Source organism: Fictibacillus nanhaiensis, assembly GCF_019801215.1.
GTDB lineage: Bacteria > Bacillota > Bacilli > Bacillales > Fictibacillaceae > Fictibacillus > Fictibacillus nanhaiensis_C.
The window spans coordinates 302,201-319,182 of the sequence record NZ_JAHVJO010000001.1 but is presented as its reverse complement, the minus strand read 5'-3'; the positions used below and the strand labels follow the sequence as shown (position 1 = coordinate 319,182).

The following is a 16,982-nucleotide window of genomic DNA, read 5'->3' as shown; positions in this document are numbered from 1 at the left end:
TTGTTTCTTTATTTTACCGAAAAACCTTTCCAATTGCACATTCAGGGGAATGAAGATGAAAGTAGGCTTCTAAAAACTGTTTTTCTTGAATGGTGACAGGTACCTTGTCTTTTACTATGATGACGTGTGAAAGGTCTTTGATAAAACGGTGAGTAACCTTTGATAATGGCATGGATGGAGAAACGACTATCGTGCGAGTACGAGGTAAGACTGTAACCTGTTTTCTGCTTAATAAGAAGCGCATAAATACATAATGCCTTCTTTTCCACTCTAAAAAATGGGATACGAATAAAAAGATGACAATAACCCAAAGGTTCAGGTGGTTTGGCTGTAGATAGAGCTGCCAGCTTGCAAGTGAAAATAAAAAGGCGGCGGACCATAATAAAAATTGCTGCTGAGCCATTTTAAAAGGCATCCATCTTGTGAATAATGCGAAAACTAATTTACCCCCATCCAACGGCCATATTGGTAATAAGTTAAATAAAAATAATGTAAGGTTTAAAATGAAAAACCAATAAAAATCCTGTTGGGATACGACATTCACTTCTCTTAAAAAAAAGGCAGCTCCAGTCAGCCACACATGTTGAAGCGGTCCAAGAACAGCCACCCACACTTCCTCATGAAAAGGTCTTGTTCCATGTTCATCAACTACTGCTGCCCCACCAAAAGGAAGCAGGTCGATTCGAGAAATTCTCCATTTAAAAAGATGGGCCCCGGCAAAATGACCCATCTCATGTATAAGAACGACGAAAAACCAAATGATAATCTCCCTAAAATGTCCAGTGAAAACAGCTCCAAAGATAACGACCCAGAAGGCAGGATTAATTTTCATTTTTCGGATAAATTGAAGGACAAGATTAATCAATATCAATCACCTTACTCGGATCTATAAAGCTTTTGTCTTTTTTGATAGCAAAATAAAATTTTCCGGTTTTTCCGCCGTCATTTTCTGATACCTTTCCAAGACGTGTGCCACTGTCTACATAATTATAAAGTTTAATGGATTTATCGATTTCCTTCAGGTCACCATACCAGGATTCTTGTTCATCGGAATGCTGAATGATTACGGTAAATCCTAAATCCTCTTTTTTTCCGGCAAAAACAATATACCCTTCTTTTGCCGTCTCAACCGATTCATTCTTGCCTGTTTCGATGATGATTCCTTTTCCGTTCGTAGTGAACGTCTCGTAAACTTTGCCATCCGCTGGAACTGCATACACCTCACTTACTTTCTCTGAATTTGGAGAGTTTTGTAATTTATCTTTAGGCAATAGAGCCAGTGGCTTTCCAAATTGATTCTCGTACCAATCCTTCGCAGCTGCAAAATGAAACTCTTCTTCATAGATGTGTTTTATGAAATTTTGTGCTTTAGCTGTTTGTTCACCATGATTCTTAAAGATAATTCCAACGATTAAAAATAAAATGATTGAAAACATGATCTGCATTAAAAGCGCATGGCGGTTAAATAGAGGATGATTTTTTTCATTTTCATCTCGAACTATTAGCGGACCTTTTTCATTTACGCTTCCTTTTTTAGATAAATCTCCGTATTTCTTTCGGATTTCATCAGCTCTATTTTTCATAACCGTTCCTCCATTTTTTTCATATATGTACATCGTATGACTTGTCCGCTGCAGATATGTGTAAAATGAAGAGCTAGTAGGAAGGTGGTTAACAAAAAAAACATCGGCCTAGGGCCAATGCTTTTATTTCATACCTAAAAGTGTTTTTATTTTGCCGAAGAATCCTTTTTCTTCTTCTAAAGAAAGAAGAGGAACTGATTCTCCCAATATTCTTCTTGCAATATTCCGATACGCGATGGATGCTTTAGAGTCAGGCTGCATCACTACGGGTTCTCCTTTATTCGCTGCTTTAATCACGTTTTCGTCATCAATGACTACTCCCAGCAGCTCGATAGAGAGTACAGACACGATTTCGTCAACATCGAGCATATCACCACTTTTTGCTAAGTGATTTCGAAGTCTGTTAACGATTAATTTTGGTGCTTCAACTTCTTCTTGTTCAAGCAATCCGATTATACGGTCAGCGTCACGAACAGAAGAAATTTCAGGGTTCGTTACAACGATTGACTTATCTGCCCCAGCTACAGCGTTTTTAAAGCCTTGTTCAATTCCAGCAGGACAATCAATAATGACATAATCATAATCTTGCTTTAATTCTTGAACAATTTTCTTCACTTGCTCAGGCTGAATAGATGATTTATCTTTTGTTTGTGCTGCAGGAAGAAGGTACAAACATTCAAAGCGCTTGTCTTTGATTAAAGCTTGATTCAGTTTACAGCGTTCTTCAGCGACATCTACCAGGTCATAGATGATCCTGTTTTCAAGCCCCATTAATACGTCCAAGTTACGCAACCCGATATCTGTATCAACGAGGACTACTTTTTTACCAGAAAGAGCTAGAGCAGTCCCTAAATTGGCAGAAGTAGTCGTTTTACCGACTCCACCTTTCCCAGACGTTATGACAATCGCTTCCCCCATGCTTCATTCCCCTTTCTATACCAAACTGTTCAACATCGGTCTAAGTCGGTGAACAGCACTGATCCGATCTATACGAATCTGTTGTTCTTCTTTGGATATGTAAGCAAACTCCATCTCATTTCCCAAATCCGGATAAGTGTCAGGTGACCTATTAATATGGTGTGCAATTCTTAGCTGAGAAGGTTTCATCACTGATGCAGCAATTATCGCCTCTTCGTTGCCCTTGCTCCCACAGTGGGCGATCCCTTTTAAGGCACCTAAAATGTAAATGTTTCCGGTAGCCATAACAGTTCCTCCAGGATTCACATCTCCAATCAAGAGAAGATCGCCTTGTATCTCAAGAACTTGACCAGACCTTACGATTTTTGAGACGGTTATCACCTGTGCATCTTTTCTTAATTCTTCAGCTTCTGTCTTGGTAATCACATCTGATTCTATTTTTTCCAAGATCAGATTCTCTTTTTCTTTTAGAACTTCCCGTAATTTTTCTTCTTGTTCAGCAGTTACATATCGATTTCCTGCTTTCACTTTTACAGAAATAACAGGGCCGTTCAGCATTTGTCCGCTGTCGGCAGTTAATTTATCATAGAGCTCCTCTATTAGCTGTTCAAAGGAACATTTATCATCCAACAATAAGATGAGGCCGTCTTTTGTACCTTTTATTGTTACGTTGTGCTGCAGTTTCTGTACCATTGCCATAGTTCACCTCAACGTACTAACATTCGACAGCTAGGACTAAATTCCTTTTTACTGATGTTAGTTTTCTTTTAGAGTATCCTTTAATTGGTTCAGTTGCTTTACAAATGGATAATAAATGAGTATCGCAAACAAACCATTTATGATGAGGGTAGGCACCAATCTTTTATATAGAAACAAATCAATCATCTGATTGCTGATCCCTATTAGGCTGTTTAGCCCGTAAACAAAGAATTCCAAAATTGTAACTCCGACAATGGAAAGAAGAAGTGTAACAATCAGATTACCAAATAGATATCTCGAAAATATAGAAGTGACATAGGCAGTCGCAGCCATTGAAAACAAGTACACACCAATGATATCTGTGTAAAGCAAATCGGTAAGAAGACCAAAACCTAAACCATAGATAAGACCATATGTAGTATTAAGATACATCGCTACAAATAAAATCATGACCATGGAAAAATGAGGAATGATTTGCCATTCCATACTGTTTTGATGGGGCAGAAAAGCTTGAACGAGAGAACTTTCACTAATAAAACCTAGATAGATAAGAAAAGGAAGAAGGATTTTTTTCATCATTCTTCCTCCTTTTCTTTTAGACTTTCATTTACTGCCGGCATCTCTCTTTCTAACACCATCACATGATTTAAATCATATAGATTTGCAGATGGTTTTAAGTAAGCCGTCTGTGTAAGACCTACTTCATCAGGTTCGATTTCAATCACTTCACCGATTAACAAGTTGGGAGGAAACACATCCCCTAGACCAGAAGTAATGACTTTTTGTCCCTTTTTAATTTTCGCATCAACTTCAATCTTCTTAAACAATAAAGCTTGACGTTTCGGATCGTATCCTTCTATCGTTCCAAAAATGTTCTTTTCGCCTTGAACGATTGCAGAAAAACGATTTGCCCGATCATTGTCACTAATCAGCTGAACCGTTGATTGAAACAAGGATACATTCGTTACTTTTCCAATAAATCCTTGAGGTGAAATGACGGCCATCTTAGGCTTGATTCCATCTTTTTCCCCTTTATTGATGTAAATAAATTGATTCCATTGATCAGGTGACCGGCCGATAACGGTCGCTTCCCGTACCTTAAAATCAGTCAGATCCTCTTTCTTGTCCAACTGTGCTTTTAACGTTTCATTCGTTTTCTTAACTTCCTCGAACTGTACATATAATTTTGCGTACTCATCTAACCTTGCTTTTAACATCTGATTCTCTTTATAAAGCTGCTTCATCTCAGCTAAATTCTCAAAGAAACCCGCTATAGTATTAGCGGGTTTATAGAAAATCGTTTGTGTTAGTCCTGCAGAATCTTTTAAGAACTGCTCAGGTAAGGTTAGGCTTTCTCTTTTTTTCATCGAAAAACCAATCAGAGCTACTAGAATAATAATACTTACTAGCAGGATGATAAGCCGTTTATTCGAAAAAAAATGTGGCATGAAAATACACCTACTTACTTGGATTTAGATCTAGAAGTAATACCAGCTTTGGATCTGAAAAGGTGCAGATTCTCAAGCGCTCGACCAGTTCCTACTGCTACACAATCCAATGCGTTTTCAGCCACGATAACAGGCATTTTTGTCTCATCACTAATGACTTTATCCAAGTTTCTTAATAAAGCTCCTCCACCAGTAAGGACGATACCACGGTCCATAATGTCAGCTGCAAGTTCTGGCGGGGTTTTTTCAAGAGTCACTTTGACAGCATCCATAATGCTATTCACTGTATCACGCAATGCACTGGAAACTTCTTCCGCCGTAATCGTAATCGTTTTTGGCAGACCTGTCAATAAATCTCGGCCGCGAATATCCATATCTTCGATGCCATCCGGAGTACCTGCAGAACCTATTTCAAGCTTAAGCGTTTCTGCGGTACGCTCACCGATCATTAAGTTGTATGTCTTTTTAATGTACGCAATAATCGCATCATCCATCTCATCTCCCGCGATACGGATGGATTGGCTAGTTACAATTCCACCTAGTGAGATGATAGCAACCTCGGTAGTACCTCCACCAATATCTACAACCATACTTCCAGTTGGTTCCCAAACCGGCAGATCAGCACCAATCGCCGCTGCAAATGGCTCTTCAATCGTATATGCTTCACGAGCACCAGCTTGTTTCGTTGCGTCTTCAACCGCACGTTTTTCAACAGCTGTAATACCTGATGGCACGCAAACCATTACATAAGGTTTACGAGCAAACACAGAACGGTTCTTTTGAGCTTGTTGAATAAAATATTTCATCATCGTTGCAGTTGTTTCAAAGTCTGCAATGACGCCATCTTTCATAGGTCTTACTGCAACGATATTCCCTGGAGTACGACCGATCATATTTTTAGCAGCATTACCTACTGCTTCAATTGAACCTGTGTCAGTACGTAAAGCAACAACGGAAGGTTCACGCACAACAACACCCTTGCCCTTCACGTAAACAAGTGTGTTTGCAGTTCCTAAATCAATTCCTAAATCTCTTGAAAATCCACCAAACATGTATGTAAACTCCTTTCATCAAGCAAAACTCATACGATTGATTATACGCTATAAAAGAATTAAAAGACAATGTTAAACATATCCTTTTTCTTTTAAACTTACGTATTTTTGATCACCTATAATAATATGATCTAACACTTCGATACCAAGCATTTTCCCGCATTCTACTAATCGTTTCGTAACCTCAATATCTTCCCTGCTCGGAGCAGGATCTCCGCTCGGATGATTATGAAAACAAATGATTGATGCACTAGATCGTTTCAGCCCTTCTTTGAATACTTCACGTGGATGAACAATGGACGTATTCAGGCTTCCGATAAAAACCGTTTTTTTATGCAACACTTGATTCTTTGTGTTCAAATACAAACACACAAAATGTTCCTGGTGTAAAAAACGAAGTTCATCCATCAAATATCTTGCACCATCCTCTGGTGAGCGTATCGTGTATCTTTCTTCAAATTGGAGCCGGCTGATTCGTTTCCCGATTTCAATGGCTGCAAGCAGTTCGACTGCTTTAGCAGGACCGATTCCATTGATTTCTTTAAGCTCACCTATCGTAGCATCTTTAAATTGTCGCAGGCCTTCAAAATGCTGAATAATATGATGGGACAATTGAATGGCAGACATCTGCTTTGTGCCTGTTCTTAAAAGAATGGCAAGCAGTTCATAGTTCGAGAGGGATTCTGGCCCATCTTGTAAAAGTCTTTCCCTTGGTCTTTCCTGTAATGGATAATCTTTGATCATAAGCGGCTTTGTTACCACTTACGTTCCTCCCTCGTTTTTTCAGTCTACTTGACTGACCCGGTGAAAGAATATCCGAAATCACTAAGTGTTCTTACAACTTTGGATATCGGTAACCCTACAACATTAAAGTAATCACCATGAATTTTTTCAACCAGCAATGATCCTGAACCTTGAATTCCATAGCTGCCTGCCTTGTCAAAAGGCTCTTCTGTGCTGATATACCAGTCAATGATTTCCTCATCAAGAGTATAAAAGGTTACACTCGTTTTAACCGAAAAGACCCGTTTTTTTTCTTGGTCCATAATGCAAACACCCGTGTATACATCATGCGTCTGTCCGGATAACATCTTTAGCATATCAGCTGCTTCTCGCTTACTTTTCGGTTTACCAAGACGCTTGTTTTGAAAGGAGACAATAGTATCTGCACCCAAAATAACGTCATTTGGCTTTGATTGAAGAACATCAGACGCTTTTTGTTCAGCAAGTGATTCTACCAATTCACTTGGAGTAAGATTCATATCCATTTTTTCTTCAAGCAAACTAGGATAAGTTTCAAAAGGAAGAAGCGTTAATGACAGAAGTTCATATCTTCGAGGTGAAGAAGAGGCTAATATGAGGTGTTTCATGTAATCACCTTTCATCTCATTCATAGTTGTTGATACCATTTACAATAACAAACTTGTTAAAAATAGACAAACAACGCCAAAAACTTACTTCTTTTAGTTTTTCGGTCATTTTGCGTTTTTTATGTGGGCAAATGGAAAGATTTACAGACGATATTTGACAAAGTTCTCGAAACATACAAAAAAGGTGCTTTGGGCACCTTTTTTTAAAAATCAAGTCTATCGTAATGTTTGAAGCAATTGGTTATAGGATTTAAAACTATCCATCGCCTTTTGTTGAAACGCCCAGTTCATTTTCCCTTTTTTCGTGTCTTTTAATGCAAGAAAAGCGCCTTCTAACTGTTTTTCAAAGTCTTTTGCAGCTTTCGCCGTTTCTTTCTTCCAATTTCCTTGTTGTTTCTTTCCATATTCTTTCCACTTGTTAAAATCACTTAAGGTTTGATCGAGCCCTGTTTCACTCGTTGCTGGAAGCTGGGAGAGAGTCAGTACATTTTGAAGAAGTATTTTCCCATTACTAAAATAGGTCTCATCAAGGTTATTTGGTGTTGTTAGATCTTCAAAGGAGTATGTCAGCATTTTTGCATGTGGCTTTTCCATCTCTTTTTGATAGTTGTTACTGTATCGCTCTAGCTGGTGCGGTTCGTTAGCTATTCCAACAATAACAGAAAACTTCTCCTCAGAAGGAAGAATAATGGCAGAAAAGCCCTTACTTTCAATTGATGTTGCTACATCTTTGGCTCTTTCTTCGGAAGAAAATACCCCTGCTTGTAATGCTGAAAACTCAAGCTTAATCGGGGGCAACTTTACAAGTTTACTTGCGGGTTCAGACTTCTTCTTTTGGACAGCAGCATTTTCTGGCTGCGTATTACCCGCTTCTGTAATATCTGATGAAAAAACCATCAATACAAGTAGGCCAAAAACCGTTCCAGTAGCTACTGCAGCCATAATCGCCGCAAGAATTTGCTTTGAAAGAGGTTTTCCTTTTCCTTTTTGGTGAAAAGTAAAGCCTGTCCTATTGTTTGGCAATAGGGTCATTTTCTTTCTCTTAATTGATAGCTCGTTTTTCTTTAAAGGTACAGAAAGCAGCGTATAACCTTCTTGCCTAACTTCTTCAATCGTTGCTGCAATTTCAGTAGAGGGCAGAGGGGCCTCTTTATTTTCTTTACAATCACTATATCGCCTTTCTTTACCATTTATGAGAATAGAAATTTCCGGTTTCATCTGTTATCCGCTCCTCTCTAGTATCTACTAAATCATATGCAACTTCATTTTTTAGTAGAACTTAAAAAGAAGACAAACCCATGTAAACAGAAGGGGAATTCAAAAGAAAAAGACTCCGTAAGTTTTACGAAGTCCCTTTACCATTTATCCAATGTAAGCCGCTACTTTATTTCTCCCTTGTTGCTTGGCACCGGTATACATGGCTCGATCGGCATTCCTAACTAACGTTAATGGATCTTCTCCCTGATGGGGTGCAGTCGCAATGCCAATACTTGCGGTTATGTATATTAACTTTTTTTGCTGGTCTGTTAAATCATTTTGAATTTCGAACCCTTTGTTAGAGATAACAGAACGAAGCTGTTCAGCTATTTCTAAACATTCTTGCTCACCCGATTCTGGCAACAGAATAATAAATTCTTCACCGCCATATCGGGCAACGGTTCCACGGTCATGAACAAATTCCTCGAGTCGGCGAGCAAGGAGAATAAGTACATCGTTTCCGCTTTGATGGCCATAGGTATCGTTAACGGCCTTAAAGTGATCGATATCGAGCAAAATAACTGAGAATTTTTTTCTGAAATATTCGTAATTGTTATACATATTCGTAAGCAAATCTTCAAAATAACGATAATTATACAACCCTGTTAAAGGGCATTGCTCACTCTTCAGCTTTGTGGATTCATAGTTTCTAGCATTATCAATGGCTACTGCCAAATAGTTTGCGAGAATCTCCAAAATAATTAAATGGTGCTTTTGATAGGCATATTCTTCTTTAGAAGCGAACGTTATGATGCCTACGATTTTTTGGTTTCTTATCATAGGCACAGAAAGAACAGATTCTGCTTTCCCTTGAAAAAACGTCTCTGATATCCCATGCCAATGTTTTGATTTTGAATATCTGATACTTTTACCCGTAGACCATACTCTGCCGCTTATTGCTTCTTGTTTCTTAATCGGTACAGCTGCCAATATCCCTTCTTCACTCTCATACTTTCGTATAATTTTCAAATGTTCGCCTGCATCAGCATCATATATGAAAGCAAAATCAACCTTCATAAAAGCAATAAGTTTCTCAATGAATATATCGATTATAGGATTTACTTTTAGGTGCTCAGAAAGCTGCTGCCCTATTTCACTTGCTTTCTGCAAAGAATCATTAATCTGTTTGCTCGAATGATAGAGATTAATAATAATAGAGAGCGATAAGAATGGAACGCCCACATAAAAGATCGCTGGTCGACCCATCTGTGAATAAAGCATGTAAAGCATAAGTCCCACTGGTATAACAAGAAGCTCTGATACGACGTCCCAGAAAGCATCACGGTCAATAAACGGAACATCTTCTTCATAAAGAACGGTAACAATGAAATAAAGCCCAACGTGGTTTAAGACCAGTCCTGTAATAAAATAACCGATAATGGGTATTAAATTTATGGACTCATTTAGGTCAAAAGCACCTGTTTCGCCACCAAGAAGTTTAAAAACTGCTCCTTCAATGATGATAATCCAGGAAAACATAAGAATATTAGCCATATATCTGTAATATTCCTTAAAGATGTTAATCCTCAATGAAATAAACATGGCGATTAAAGATAAAACGGTCATGTACAATGCGGCAGTCAGTCCAAAATATAAGAAAACCGCTAAATTTATTCCCGACATAAAGGATATGTTTGTATCAAGTACTTTTATAGGGAAAAAGGAAACAATAATGGCTAAAAGAGATATGATTCCTAAGTCAATAAAATTGATATCAGGCTGGTTACTAGTCAATCGAACAGCAGTCCAAACGGCAAGAGGGAAAAATAGTACCCACGCAATCACAACATACATACGTTTATTTCTGTTCCTCATGAGCTCCATTAGCTTTCTCCTTCCCTATAACGTAAAGTACACGATAAAACACATCTATTTTACTAGTACAATTCTATTATCTTTTTATTTTATCAAAAGTTCAAAAAATTACAATAAATGTTATTCCGATTTTATAAATGTTTTTCTAATTTCTGAAATAAAGTAGAGAGATCCTGTAATAATTAAGATATCTTCCTTATGCAATTTTTCTCTGACTGCTTGAAGTGCACTTTCCCATGATGTAAATGACTGTGATTTTAAGAACGGGCTTTCTGCTAGTAATTGATCTGCTGATGCTGCTCTAGGAAAATCAAACGTCGTAAAATAGACTTCATAAACAATTTCCTTTAATTCATCCATCATGTTTCCATATGCTTTGTCATGCAACGCGGCAAATAACAGGTAGATTCTCCTGCCTTTATAATGCTTGATCAAAGTTTCCTTTAAAGCTTGTATTCCCTGAAGATTGTGCGCGCCATCTATAATAATATCGGGTGAAGAAGAGACTTTTTCAAATCTGCCTGCCCAGTTTGCTTGAACTAACCCCCTCTTTATTTCTGTAGGTGTTATAACATAATCGCCTGATTCTATTAAGTACTCAATCGCAGCGAGTGCAAGTCCAGCATTTTTCACTTGATGAACACCTTTCATGGAGATTTGAACTTCTATCTCTACTCCATTCAGACCTGTATAAGTGAATAATTCGCCCTTATCTGAACTGGTTTTATGCTGAACCGAAAAGTGAGCATTGAGAAGATAAGCTGTTGAATTCATGTCTTTCGCTTTTTTTGTTATAACATCTACTGCTTCTTTTTGTTCTGCAGTGGAAATGACAGGAATTGTGTTTTTAATTATTCCCGCTTTTTGGAAGGAGATCGCTTCTATCGATTCGCCTAGTATAGCCATATGATCGAATCCAACGTTCGTGATCAGACTTAAAATAGGTGTAATAACATTAGTAGAATCATATAAACCCCCTAGTCCCGCTTCATATAAAACAACATCTGGCTTTTGATCTGCAAAATAAAGCAACGATATAACCGTGATCACTTCAAATTCTGTCGGACTTCCTAACGATGTTTTAGACAGCTCCTCTACAAGTGGTCTTAATAATCTTGCATATTGGAGAAATTCAATATTTTCTATCGGCTTACCATTTATAGAAATTCTTTCATTGAATGAAATTAAGTAAGGGGATGTAAAGGTTCCTACCTGATAATCTGCTTCAAGAAAGACGCTCCGCAAATACTCTACTGTGGACCCTTTGCCATTTGTTCCTGCAATGTGAATACACTTTACTTTTTTTTCTGGATGTCCTGTCCGTTGTAATAGCCATTCCACTCTTTTTAATCCTGGCTTAATTCCGAACTTCAATAATCCATGTATCCATGATAATGCTTCGTCGTACGATTTCAAATCTCTCCCGCCTTTCATAACGTAAAAAGAAGACGAACCCTGCTTAAAAAGGATTCGCCCTCGTACTCTTAAAGAATGGTGTTAGCTTTGAAGCTCTTTAATGCGAGCCTGAACGTTATCAAATTTCTCTTGATAATCGCTTTCTTTTGCTCGTTCTTCAGCAATCACTTTTTCTGGTGCTTTTTTCATGAAACCTTCGTTACTTAACTTTTTCTGAACGCGTTCTACTTCTTTGGCAAATTTTTCTGCTTCTTTTTCTAGTCGCTTAATTTCTTCATCAATGTTAAGCAGCCCTTCAAGTGGAAGGTACATTTCTAAACCAGTTAAAACCGTACTCATGCTTTTTTCTGGTGCAGAGATCTCATCAGAAATTAAAAGTTCGCTTGGATTACAGAAACGAGTTAAATATGATCGGTTTGCTTCCAATGCATGTAAGATCTCTTTCGTTTTTGGTTTGATCTGCAGCTCGATCGGTTTGCTTGGCGCAACATTCATTTCAGATCGAATATTTCGAACAGATCGAATCACTTCGGTAACGAGTGCAAACTCTTTTGCTGCTTCAGGGAAATGGTAATCTTCTCGTTTCACAGGCCAAGCTGCGACAGTGATCGACTCACCTTCATGAGGCAGATGCTGCCAAATTTCTTCTGTAATAAACGGCATAAACGGATGAAGCAATCTTAGTGTATGATCTAACACGTAAGCAAGCACTGAGCGCGTTGTTTTCTTTGCTTCTTCATCCTCGCCATACAATGGAAGCTTCGCCATCTCAATGTACCAATCACAAAGATCATCCCAAATAAAGTTATACAGAATGCGTCCTACTTCGCCAAACTCATAGGCATCAATCAAACGAGTAACGTTTTCAGATGTTTCATTTAATCGTGTTAGGATCCATTGATCAGCAAGAGACTTCTTACCAGAAAGATCGATTTCATCATATTTTATCCCCTCCATGTTCATGAGGGCAAAACGTGAAGCATTCCAGATCTTATTAGCAAAGTTCCAAGTAGACTCTACTTTTTCCCAATAAAAACGCAAATCGTTCCCTGGTGAACTTCCTGTTGATAAGAAGAATCGTAGCGCATCTGCACCATACTTTTCAATGACATCCATTGGATCTACACCATTGCCAAGTGATTTGCTCATCTTACGGCCTTCTGAATCCCGAACAAGACCATGGATTAACACATCATTAAACGGCTTTTGATCAGTAAATTCCAGCGACTGGAAAATCATTCTTGAAACCCAGAACGTAATAATGTCATATCCGGTTACGAGAACATTTCCAGGGAAGTAACGCTTTAAATCTTCTGATCCATTATCGGGCCAGCCCATTGTCGAAAATGGCCATAGTGCGGATGAGAACCATGTATCAAGTACATCCGTATCCTGCTCCCAATTTTCGGGATCTTTTGGTTCTGTTTTTCCTACGTAGATTTCCCCTGTTTCTTTATGGAACCAAGCAGGAATTCTGTGACCCCACCATAGCTGACGAGAAATACACCAATCACGAATATTTTCAATCCAGCGCATATACGTATTCTCAAAACGATCCGGAACAAAGTTCACTTTGTTTTCACCGTTCTGCAGCTTTATCGCTTCTTCAGCTAGTGGCTTCATTTTAATAAACCACTGTGTTGATAAGTACGGTTCTACTACTGCTCCACTTCTTTCAGAATGTCCAACAGAATGCACATGTTCTTCAATCTTAAAGAGTACCCCTTGTTCCTGCAGGTCTTTTACGATTTCTTTTCGACATTCAAAACGGTCCATCCCTTGATATTTTCCGGCGTTATCGTTCATCTTTCCGCCTTCATCCATAACGAGTATGCGCTCCAGGTTGTGACGGTTTCCGATCTCAAAATCGTTTGGATCATGAGCAGGGGTAATTTTAACCGCACCTGAACCGAATTCCATATCTACATAATCATCGCCAACGATTTCGATCTCACGGCCAACGATTGGTAGAATGGCTTTCTTTCCTATTAGGTGTTGATACCTTTCATCTTTCGGATGAACCGCTATTGCTGTATCACCAAGCATCGTTTCAGGACGAGTTGTAGCCACCTCGATAGAACCAGTACCATCTGCAAGTGGGTATTTCATGTGATAGAAAGCACCTTGAACGTCTTGATGAATCACTTCAATGTCCGAAAGAGCTGTTTTTGTATTAGGATCCCAGTTGATGATATACTCACCGCGATAAATAAGGCCTTTTTCATACAGCTTAACAAATACCTCTTTTACAGCATCTGAAAGCCCTTCATCTAATGTGAATCGTTCTCGAGAATAATCTAGTCCTAAGCCGAGCTTTGCCCATTGCTGACGAATAAACTGAGCATACTCATCCTTCCATTCCCATGACTTTTCTAAGAACTTCTCACGGCCAAGATCATAACGTGAGATGCCTTCTTCCCGCAGCTTCCCTTCAACTTTTGCTTGTGTTGCTATTCCAGCATGGTCCATACCAGGAAGCCATAAAACATCGAAGCCTTGCATACGTTTTGTTCGCGTTAAAATATCCTGAAGTGTCGTATCCCAAGCATGACCAAGATGAAGTTTCCCCGTTACGTTTGGAGGGGGAATCACAATGGTGTAGGGCTGTTTTTCTTTCTCGCTTTTTGCTTCAAAAAACTTTCCCTTTAGCCAAAATTCATATCGATTTTCTTCTGTAGCTTTTGAATCATATTTAGTAGGCATTGTTAGTTCTTTCTGTTCGTTCGTCATAGTACATCCTCCTTTATGTTCTTAAAAAACAAAAAAGCCCCATCGTCAAAAAGGACGAAAGGACTGCTCCGCGGTACCACCTTAATTTACAACAAGCACAAATAGACTTGCTGTACACTTCATCGATAACGGATGGACCGTCTTCTTCTACTTCATATTTCAAAGAAAATGCTCAAGGGCGACTTCCAACCAACTCTCCTTAAGGAATCTTTCAGCTTATGATTCCTCTCTCTAAAAGGCGCTGCATTTGTACTATTCCCTGTCTACGCAACAATATAGATTCTGATTATATTTTATACAAGTAGTGTAATTGTCGTCAATAGGATAACCGAAACTTGTAAAAGTTATTCTATGCACGTACATCAAAATCGGTGATGCCCGTCTTTCACAGGCTTATTGTGAGCTGCATAGTGTATAAAAAATAAGCAAATGGGGGGGCTTCTTCTTGGCTCGCAAATATTTTAGGAAAGCCCGCTTTCCAGGCTGGTTAATTACGGTGAAAAATGCAATTGGTCAACTGACGGTACCACTTATTATCTTTCAGTTTATCCGTACGCTGTTATTTCCTTCAGCAGTTGATTTTTTTATTATCCTGATCTTGCTAACATTGCATTTTTGTTTTGCCTACGAGATTTTATAAAAAAAAGCAGCTTTCGAAATAAACGATTTAATAAACAACAATCTCTAAAACATCCAAACAAAAGATCACATATATGAGCTATATGTGATCTTCTTCATCATTTATGTGAATTTTTTTCGGCTCATTTTCCATTGAAGCAGGTGGTGGAGCTATCATAATCGCATCACAAAAATCTCTTATTTTCTTCATGCCCCGTATCCTGCTTTCCAGCCTGTGCACCATTTCAATTTGAGAGAATTGATTCCGTTTGTTGCAGTATAAATCGACTGCATTGAATACGGGTTCTGGATAAGATAAATAACTAATGAATAATCCACGTTCTTCATTTAACAAAGGTACATGTTTTTCGTATAAATCCAATAATAACTTTCCTTCTTCAATCGACCACTCTCTCTGATGAGCTGCTCTTCGAAAATAAACAGCTAAGTCTCTTATCGGTGTATCCAGAACAGCTTTTTCAAAATTAAGCAAATGTCCCTCACCAGTTGGGTTGAAAATGAGATGGTTGCGCGAAACTTTTCCATGACATAGGACACTGCGATAGCGTTTTTCCCGCTGACACGTTTCATACCATTCTTTTAACCTTCTTTTTGCTTCTTCCGTCATCCTCATTATTTGGTGGAAGTGACTTAAATAAGTTAATTCAAAAGGCGACATATACGCTTTTTGTTCTGCTTCCTCCGTAAAACGTTCCATTTCATACTGCCTATTTTCCCATCTGTTCATCAAATACTGATATGAATGTTCCACGACTTCATTAGAAAAATCCTGTTCTTTAATGGTTAAAGCATGTATTTTGCCAAGATGATCAAGTAAAACCTCATCTTTGCTTTTTTCATTTCGGTCATCGGATGCAAACCAAGGCATTAAATAATAGGTTTTTGAACCAATCTGGACAGTATAATCTCCAAATTTAGTAGGATACAGTGGTACGACCTGATGAAAACCAATCTCAGAAAGCCTTTGGATTACATGGGTAAACCAGTTTCGTTCTTCCTCGTTCATTTCTGCTTCTTTTAGTGCAAATGTACCTCTTTTCGTTATGACCTTTTGTACTTTTCCATGTCGTTCCAGCTTTTCAGGAAAAAGATCATAATGAAAAAGGACGGGCCCGTAATTTAATGTTTCTTTTTCCGTTGTCATAGGGCCACCTTCCTTCTGTTTTCATCAAACCATTGGGTTACGGTTTTAAGAAAAATTCGGTGCTCTTCCCAAGTGGCTTCATACTTTTGCATTCCTTCAATCATTTTCTCTAAGTTCTCGTTATCCAGTAGGATTAAACAGTCTCTCAGTTCCCAAGGTACAGTGATCTCGGCTAACAACAACAATCCATGTTCTCCATTTAACGGGAAAACCTTATTCACTTCGGTTAAAAGCATTCGTAAAGATAAAGGTGAAGTATGGCTCAGCCATTCGAATAAAAATTTACGGATGGGAAGATAGCCTTTCTCTGGCCAAGAATCACCACCTTGATAAAATAAAAAATGGAAAATTCTTTTTCCGTTAGAGATACTAATATCTTTTTCTAAGATCGGCAATACAGGTTTCCTTACTTTTCTCTTTAAAGCTTCAGCAAATTTCAGACGCTGACGCGCCTCATATATGCTCGTATTTATACATTTAAAATTACCTTCCATGTATTTCTCAGATTGTGCTAAACAGCTATCGAAATCAAAAACGGACTCCGTGACTTTGCACTCATGATTTTCATGAGACGCCTTTATGGACGCCAAGAGTAAATGACCAATAAACTGTCCCCACCGCTCTACTTCTTCACAACCAAACGGGGTGTCGGCAGAATCATGAAGTGATATCCAATGCTTACCATCAAAAACTGCAATTTCCCCGTCTCTGGTTCGAATCATACGGTCTGGCACGGCGCCCGAGCCTTTAGCAGACTCGTCGCGCCATTTCATATGCCATTTTAACCGTTCTTCATCAGTCCAATAACGTAAACGCTTTTCTCCAAAATCCGTCATAATCAGGTGAGGTTCTTGTTTCCACTCCACTCCATATAGATCATATTCATTTTCTAAGAGGTTAATGAGCCCCAT

Annotated in this window: 16 protein-coding genes and 1 other annotated feature; of the genes, 1 reads left to right on the top strand and 15 read right to left on the bottom strand. The window is 38.5% G+C overall.

Annotation, left to right across the window (positions count from 1 at the left end; genetic code table 11):
* Positions 1–13 precede the first annotated feature (13 nt).
* The 13 genes from KUV80_RS01560 to KUV80_RS01500 all read right to left on the bottom strand — a co-directional run bounded on the left by KUV80_RS01560 (position 14) and on the right by KUV80_RS01500 (position 14,288).
* A complete protein-coding gene (locus KUV80_RS01560) occupies positions 14–865 on the bottom strand; it encodes a site-2 protease family protein (RefSeq protein WP_222460934.1) in 852 nt (283 codons plus the stop codon).
* Complete coding sequence (locus tag KUV80_RS01555; RefSeq protein WP_222460933.1) at positions 858–1,583, bottom strand: M23 family metallopeptidase; 726 nt, start codon at positions 1,581–1,583, stop codon at positions 858–860. The genes KUV80_RS01560 and KUV80_RS01555 overlap by 8 nt, the downstream gene beginning before the upstream one ends.
* Positions 1,584–1,706: 123 nt before the next feature.
* A complete protein-coding gene (minD, locus tag KUV80_RS01550; RefSeq protein ID WP_222460932.1) occupies positions 1,707–2,501 on the bottom strand; it encodes a septum site-determining protein MinD in 795 nt (264 codons plus the stop codon).
* Between the two features lie 15 nt (positions 2,502–2,516).
* Positions 2,517–3,194, bottom strand: a complete 678-nt coding sequence (gene minC, locus KUV80_RS01545; protein ID WP_222462223.1) for a septum site-determining protein MinC — start codon at positions 3,192–3,194, stop codon at positions 2,517–2,519.
* 63 nt (positions 3,195–3,257) lie between these two features.
* Entirely contained in the window at positions 3,258–3,776 is a 519-nt protein-coding gene (gene mreD, locus KUV80_RS01540) for a rod shape-determining protein MreD (RefSeq protein WP_222460931.1), read from the bottom strand.
* Positions 3,776–4,648 (bottom strand): rod shape-determining protein MreC, encoded by an 873-nt coding sequence (mreC, locus tag KUV80_RS01535; RefSeq protein ID WP_222460930.1) that lies wholly within the window; start codon positions 4,646–4,648, stop codon positions 3,776–3,778. The genes mreD and mreC overlap by 1 nt, the downstream gene beginning before the upstream one ends.
* Positions 4,649–4,662: 14 nt before the next feature.
* Positions 4,663–5,700, bottom strand: a complete 1,038-nt coding sequence (locus KUV80_RS01530) for a rod shape-determining protein (protein ID WP_222460929.1) — start codon at positions 5,698–5,700, stop codon at positions 4,663–4,665.
* Between the two features lie 72 nt (positions 5,701–5,772).
* A complete protein-coding gene (gene radC / locus KUV80_RS01525) occupies positions 5,773–6,462 on the bottom strand; it encodes a RadC family protein (protein ID WP_338083457.1) in 690 nt (229 codons plus the stop codon).
* Positions 6,463–6,488: 26 nt separating this feature from the next.
* Positions 6,489–7,070: a Maf family protein gene (locus tag KUV80_RS01520; RefSeq protein ID WP_222460928.1), complete on the bottom strand. Its 582-nt coding sequence runs from the start codon at positions 7,068–7,070 to the stop codon at positions 6,489–6,491.
* 216 nt (positions 7,071–7,286) lie between these two features.
* Positions 7,287–8,288, bottom strand: coding sequence for a hypothetical protein (locus tag KUV80_RS01515; RefSeq protein WP_222460927.1), 1,002 nt, complete (start codon positions 8,286–8,288; stop codon positions 7,287–7,289).
* 144 nt (positions 8,289–8,432) lie between these two features.
* On the bottom strand, positions 8,433–10,151 hold the full coding sequence (locus tag KUV80_RS01510; protein ID WP_222460926.1) for a sensor domain-containing diguanylate cyclase: 1,719 nt from the start codon (positions 10,149–10,151) through the stop codon (positions 8,433–8,435).
* Positions 10,152–10,262: 111 nt separating this feature from the next.
* Positions 10,263–11,558 (bottom strand): bifunctional folylpolyglutamate synthase/dihydrofolate synthase, encoded by a 1,296-nt coding sequence (locus KUV80_RS01505; protein ID WP_246625000.1) that lies wholly within the window; start codon positions 11,556–11,558, stop codon positions 10,263–10,265.
* An 81-nt stretch (positions 11,559–11,639) separates the two neighbouring features.
* Complete coding sequence (locus KUV80_RS01500; protein WP_222460924.1) at positions 11,640–14,288, bottom strand: valine--tRNA ligase; 2,649 nt, start codon at positions 14,286–14,288, stop codon at positions 11,640–11,642.
* Between the two features lie 47 nt (positions 14,289–14,335).
* Positions 14,336–14,563: a binding site (T-box leader), on the bottom strand.
* Positions 14,564–14,733: 170 nt separating this feature from the next.
* Here KUV80_RS01500 and KUV80_RS01495 point away from each other — a divergent pair.
* Positions 14,734–14,928 (top strand): hypothetical protein, encoded by a 195-nt coding sequence (locus KUV80_RS01495; RefSeq protein ID WP_222460923.1) that lies wholly within the window; start codon positions 14,734–14,736, stop codon positions 14,926–14,928.
* Positions 14,929–15,006: 78 nt separating this feature from the next.
* Here KUV80_RS01495 and ysxE read toward each other — a convergent pair whose 3' ends face one another.
* The gene (ysxE, locus tag KUV80_RS01490) at positions 15,007–16,071 is read right to left on the bottom strand and encodes a spore coat protein YsxE (protein WP_222460922.1); all 1,065 of its coding nucleotides are present in this window, start codon (positions 16,069–16,071) and stop codon (positions 15,007–15,009) included.
* Complete coding sequence (locus tag KUV80_RS01485; RefSeq protein WP_222460921.1) at positions 16,068–16,982, bottom strand: hypothetical protein; 915 nt, start codon at positions 16,980–16,982, stop codon at positions 16,068–16,070. Before KUV80_RS01485 ends, ysxE begins: the two co-directional genes overlap by 4 nt.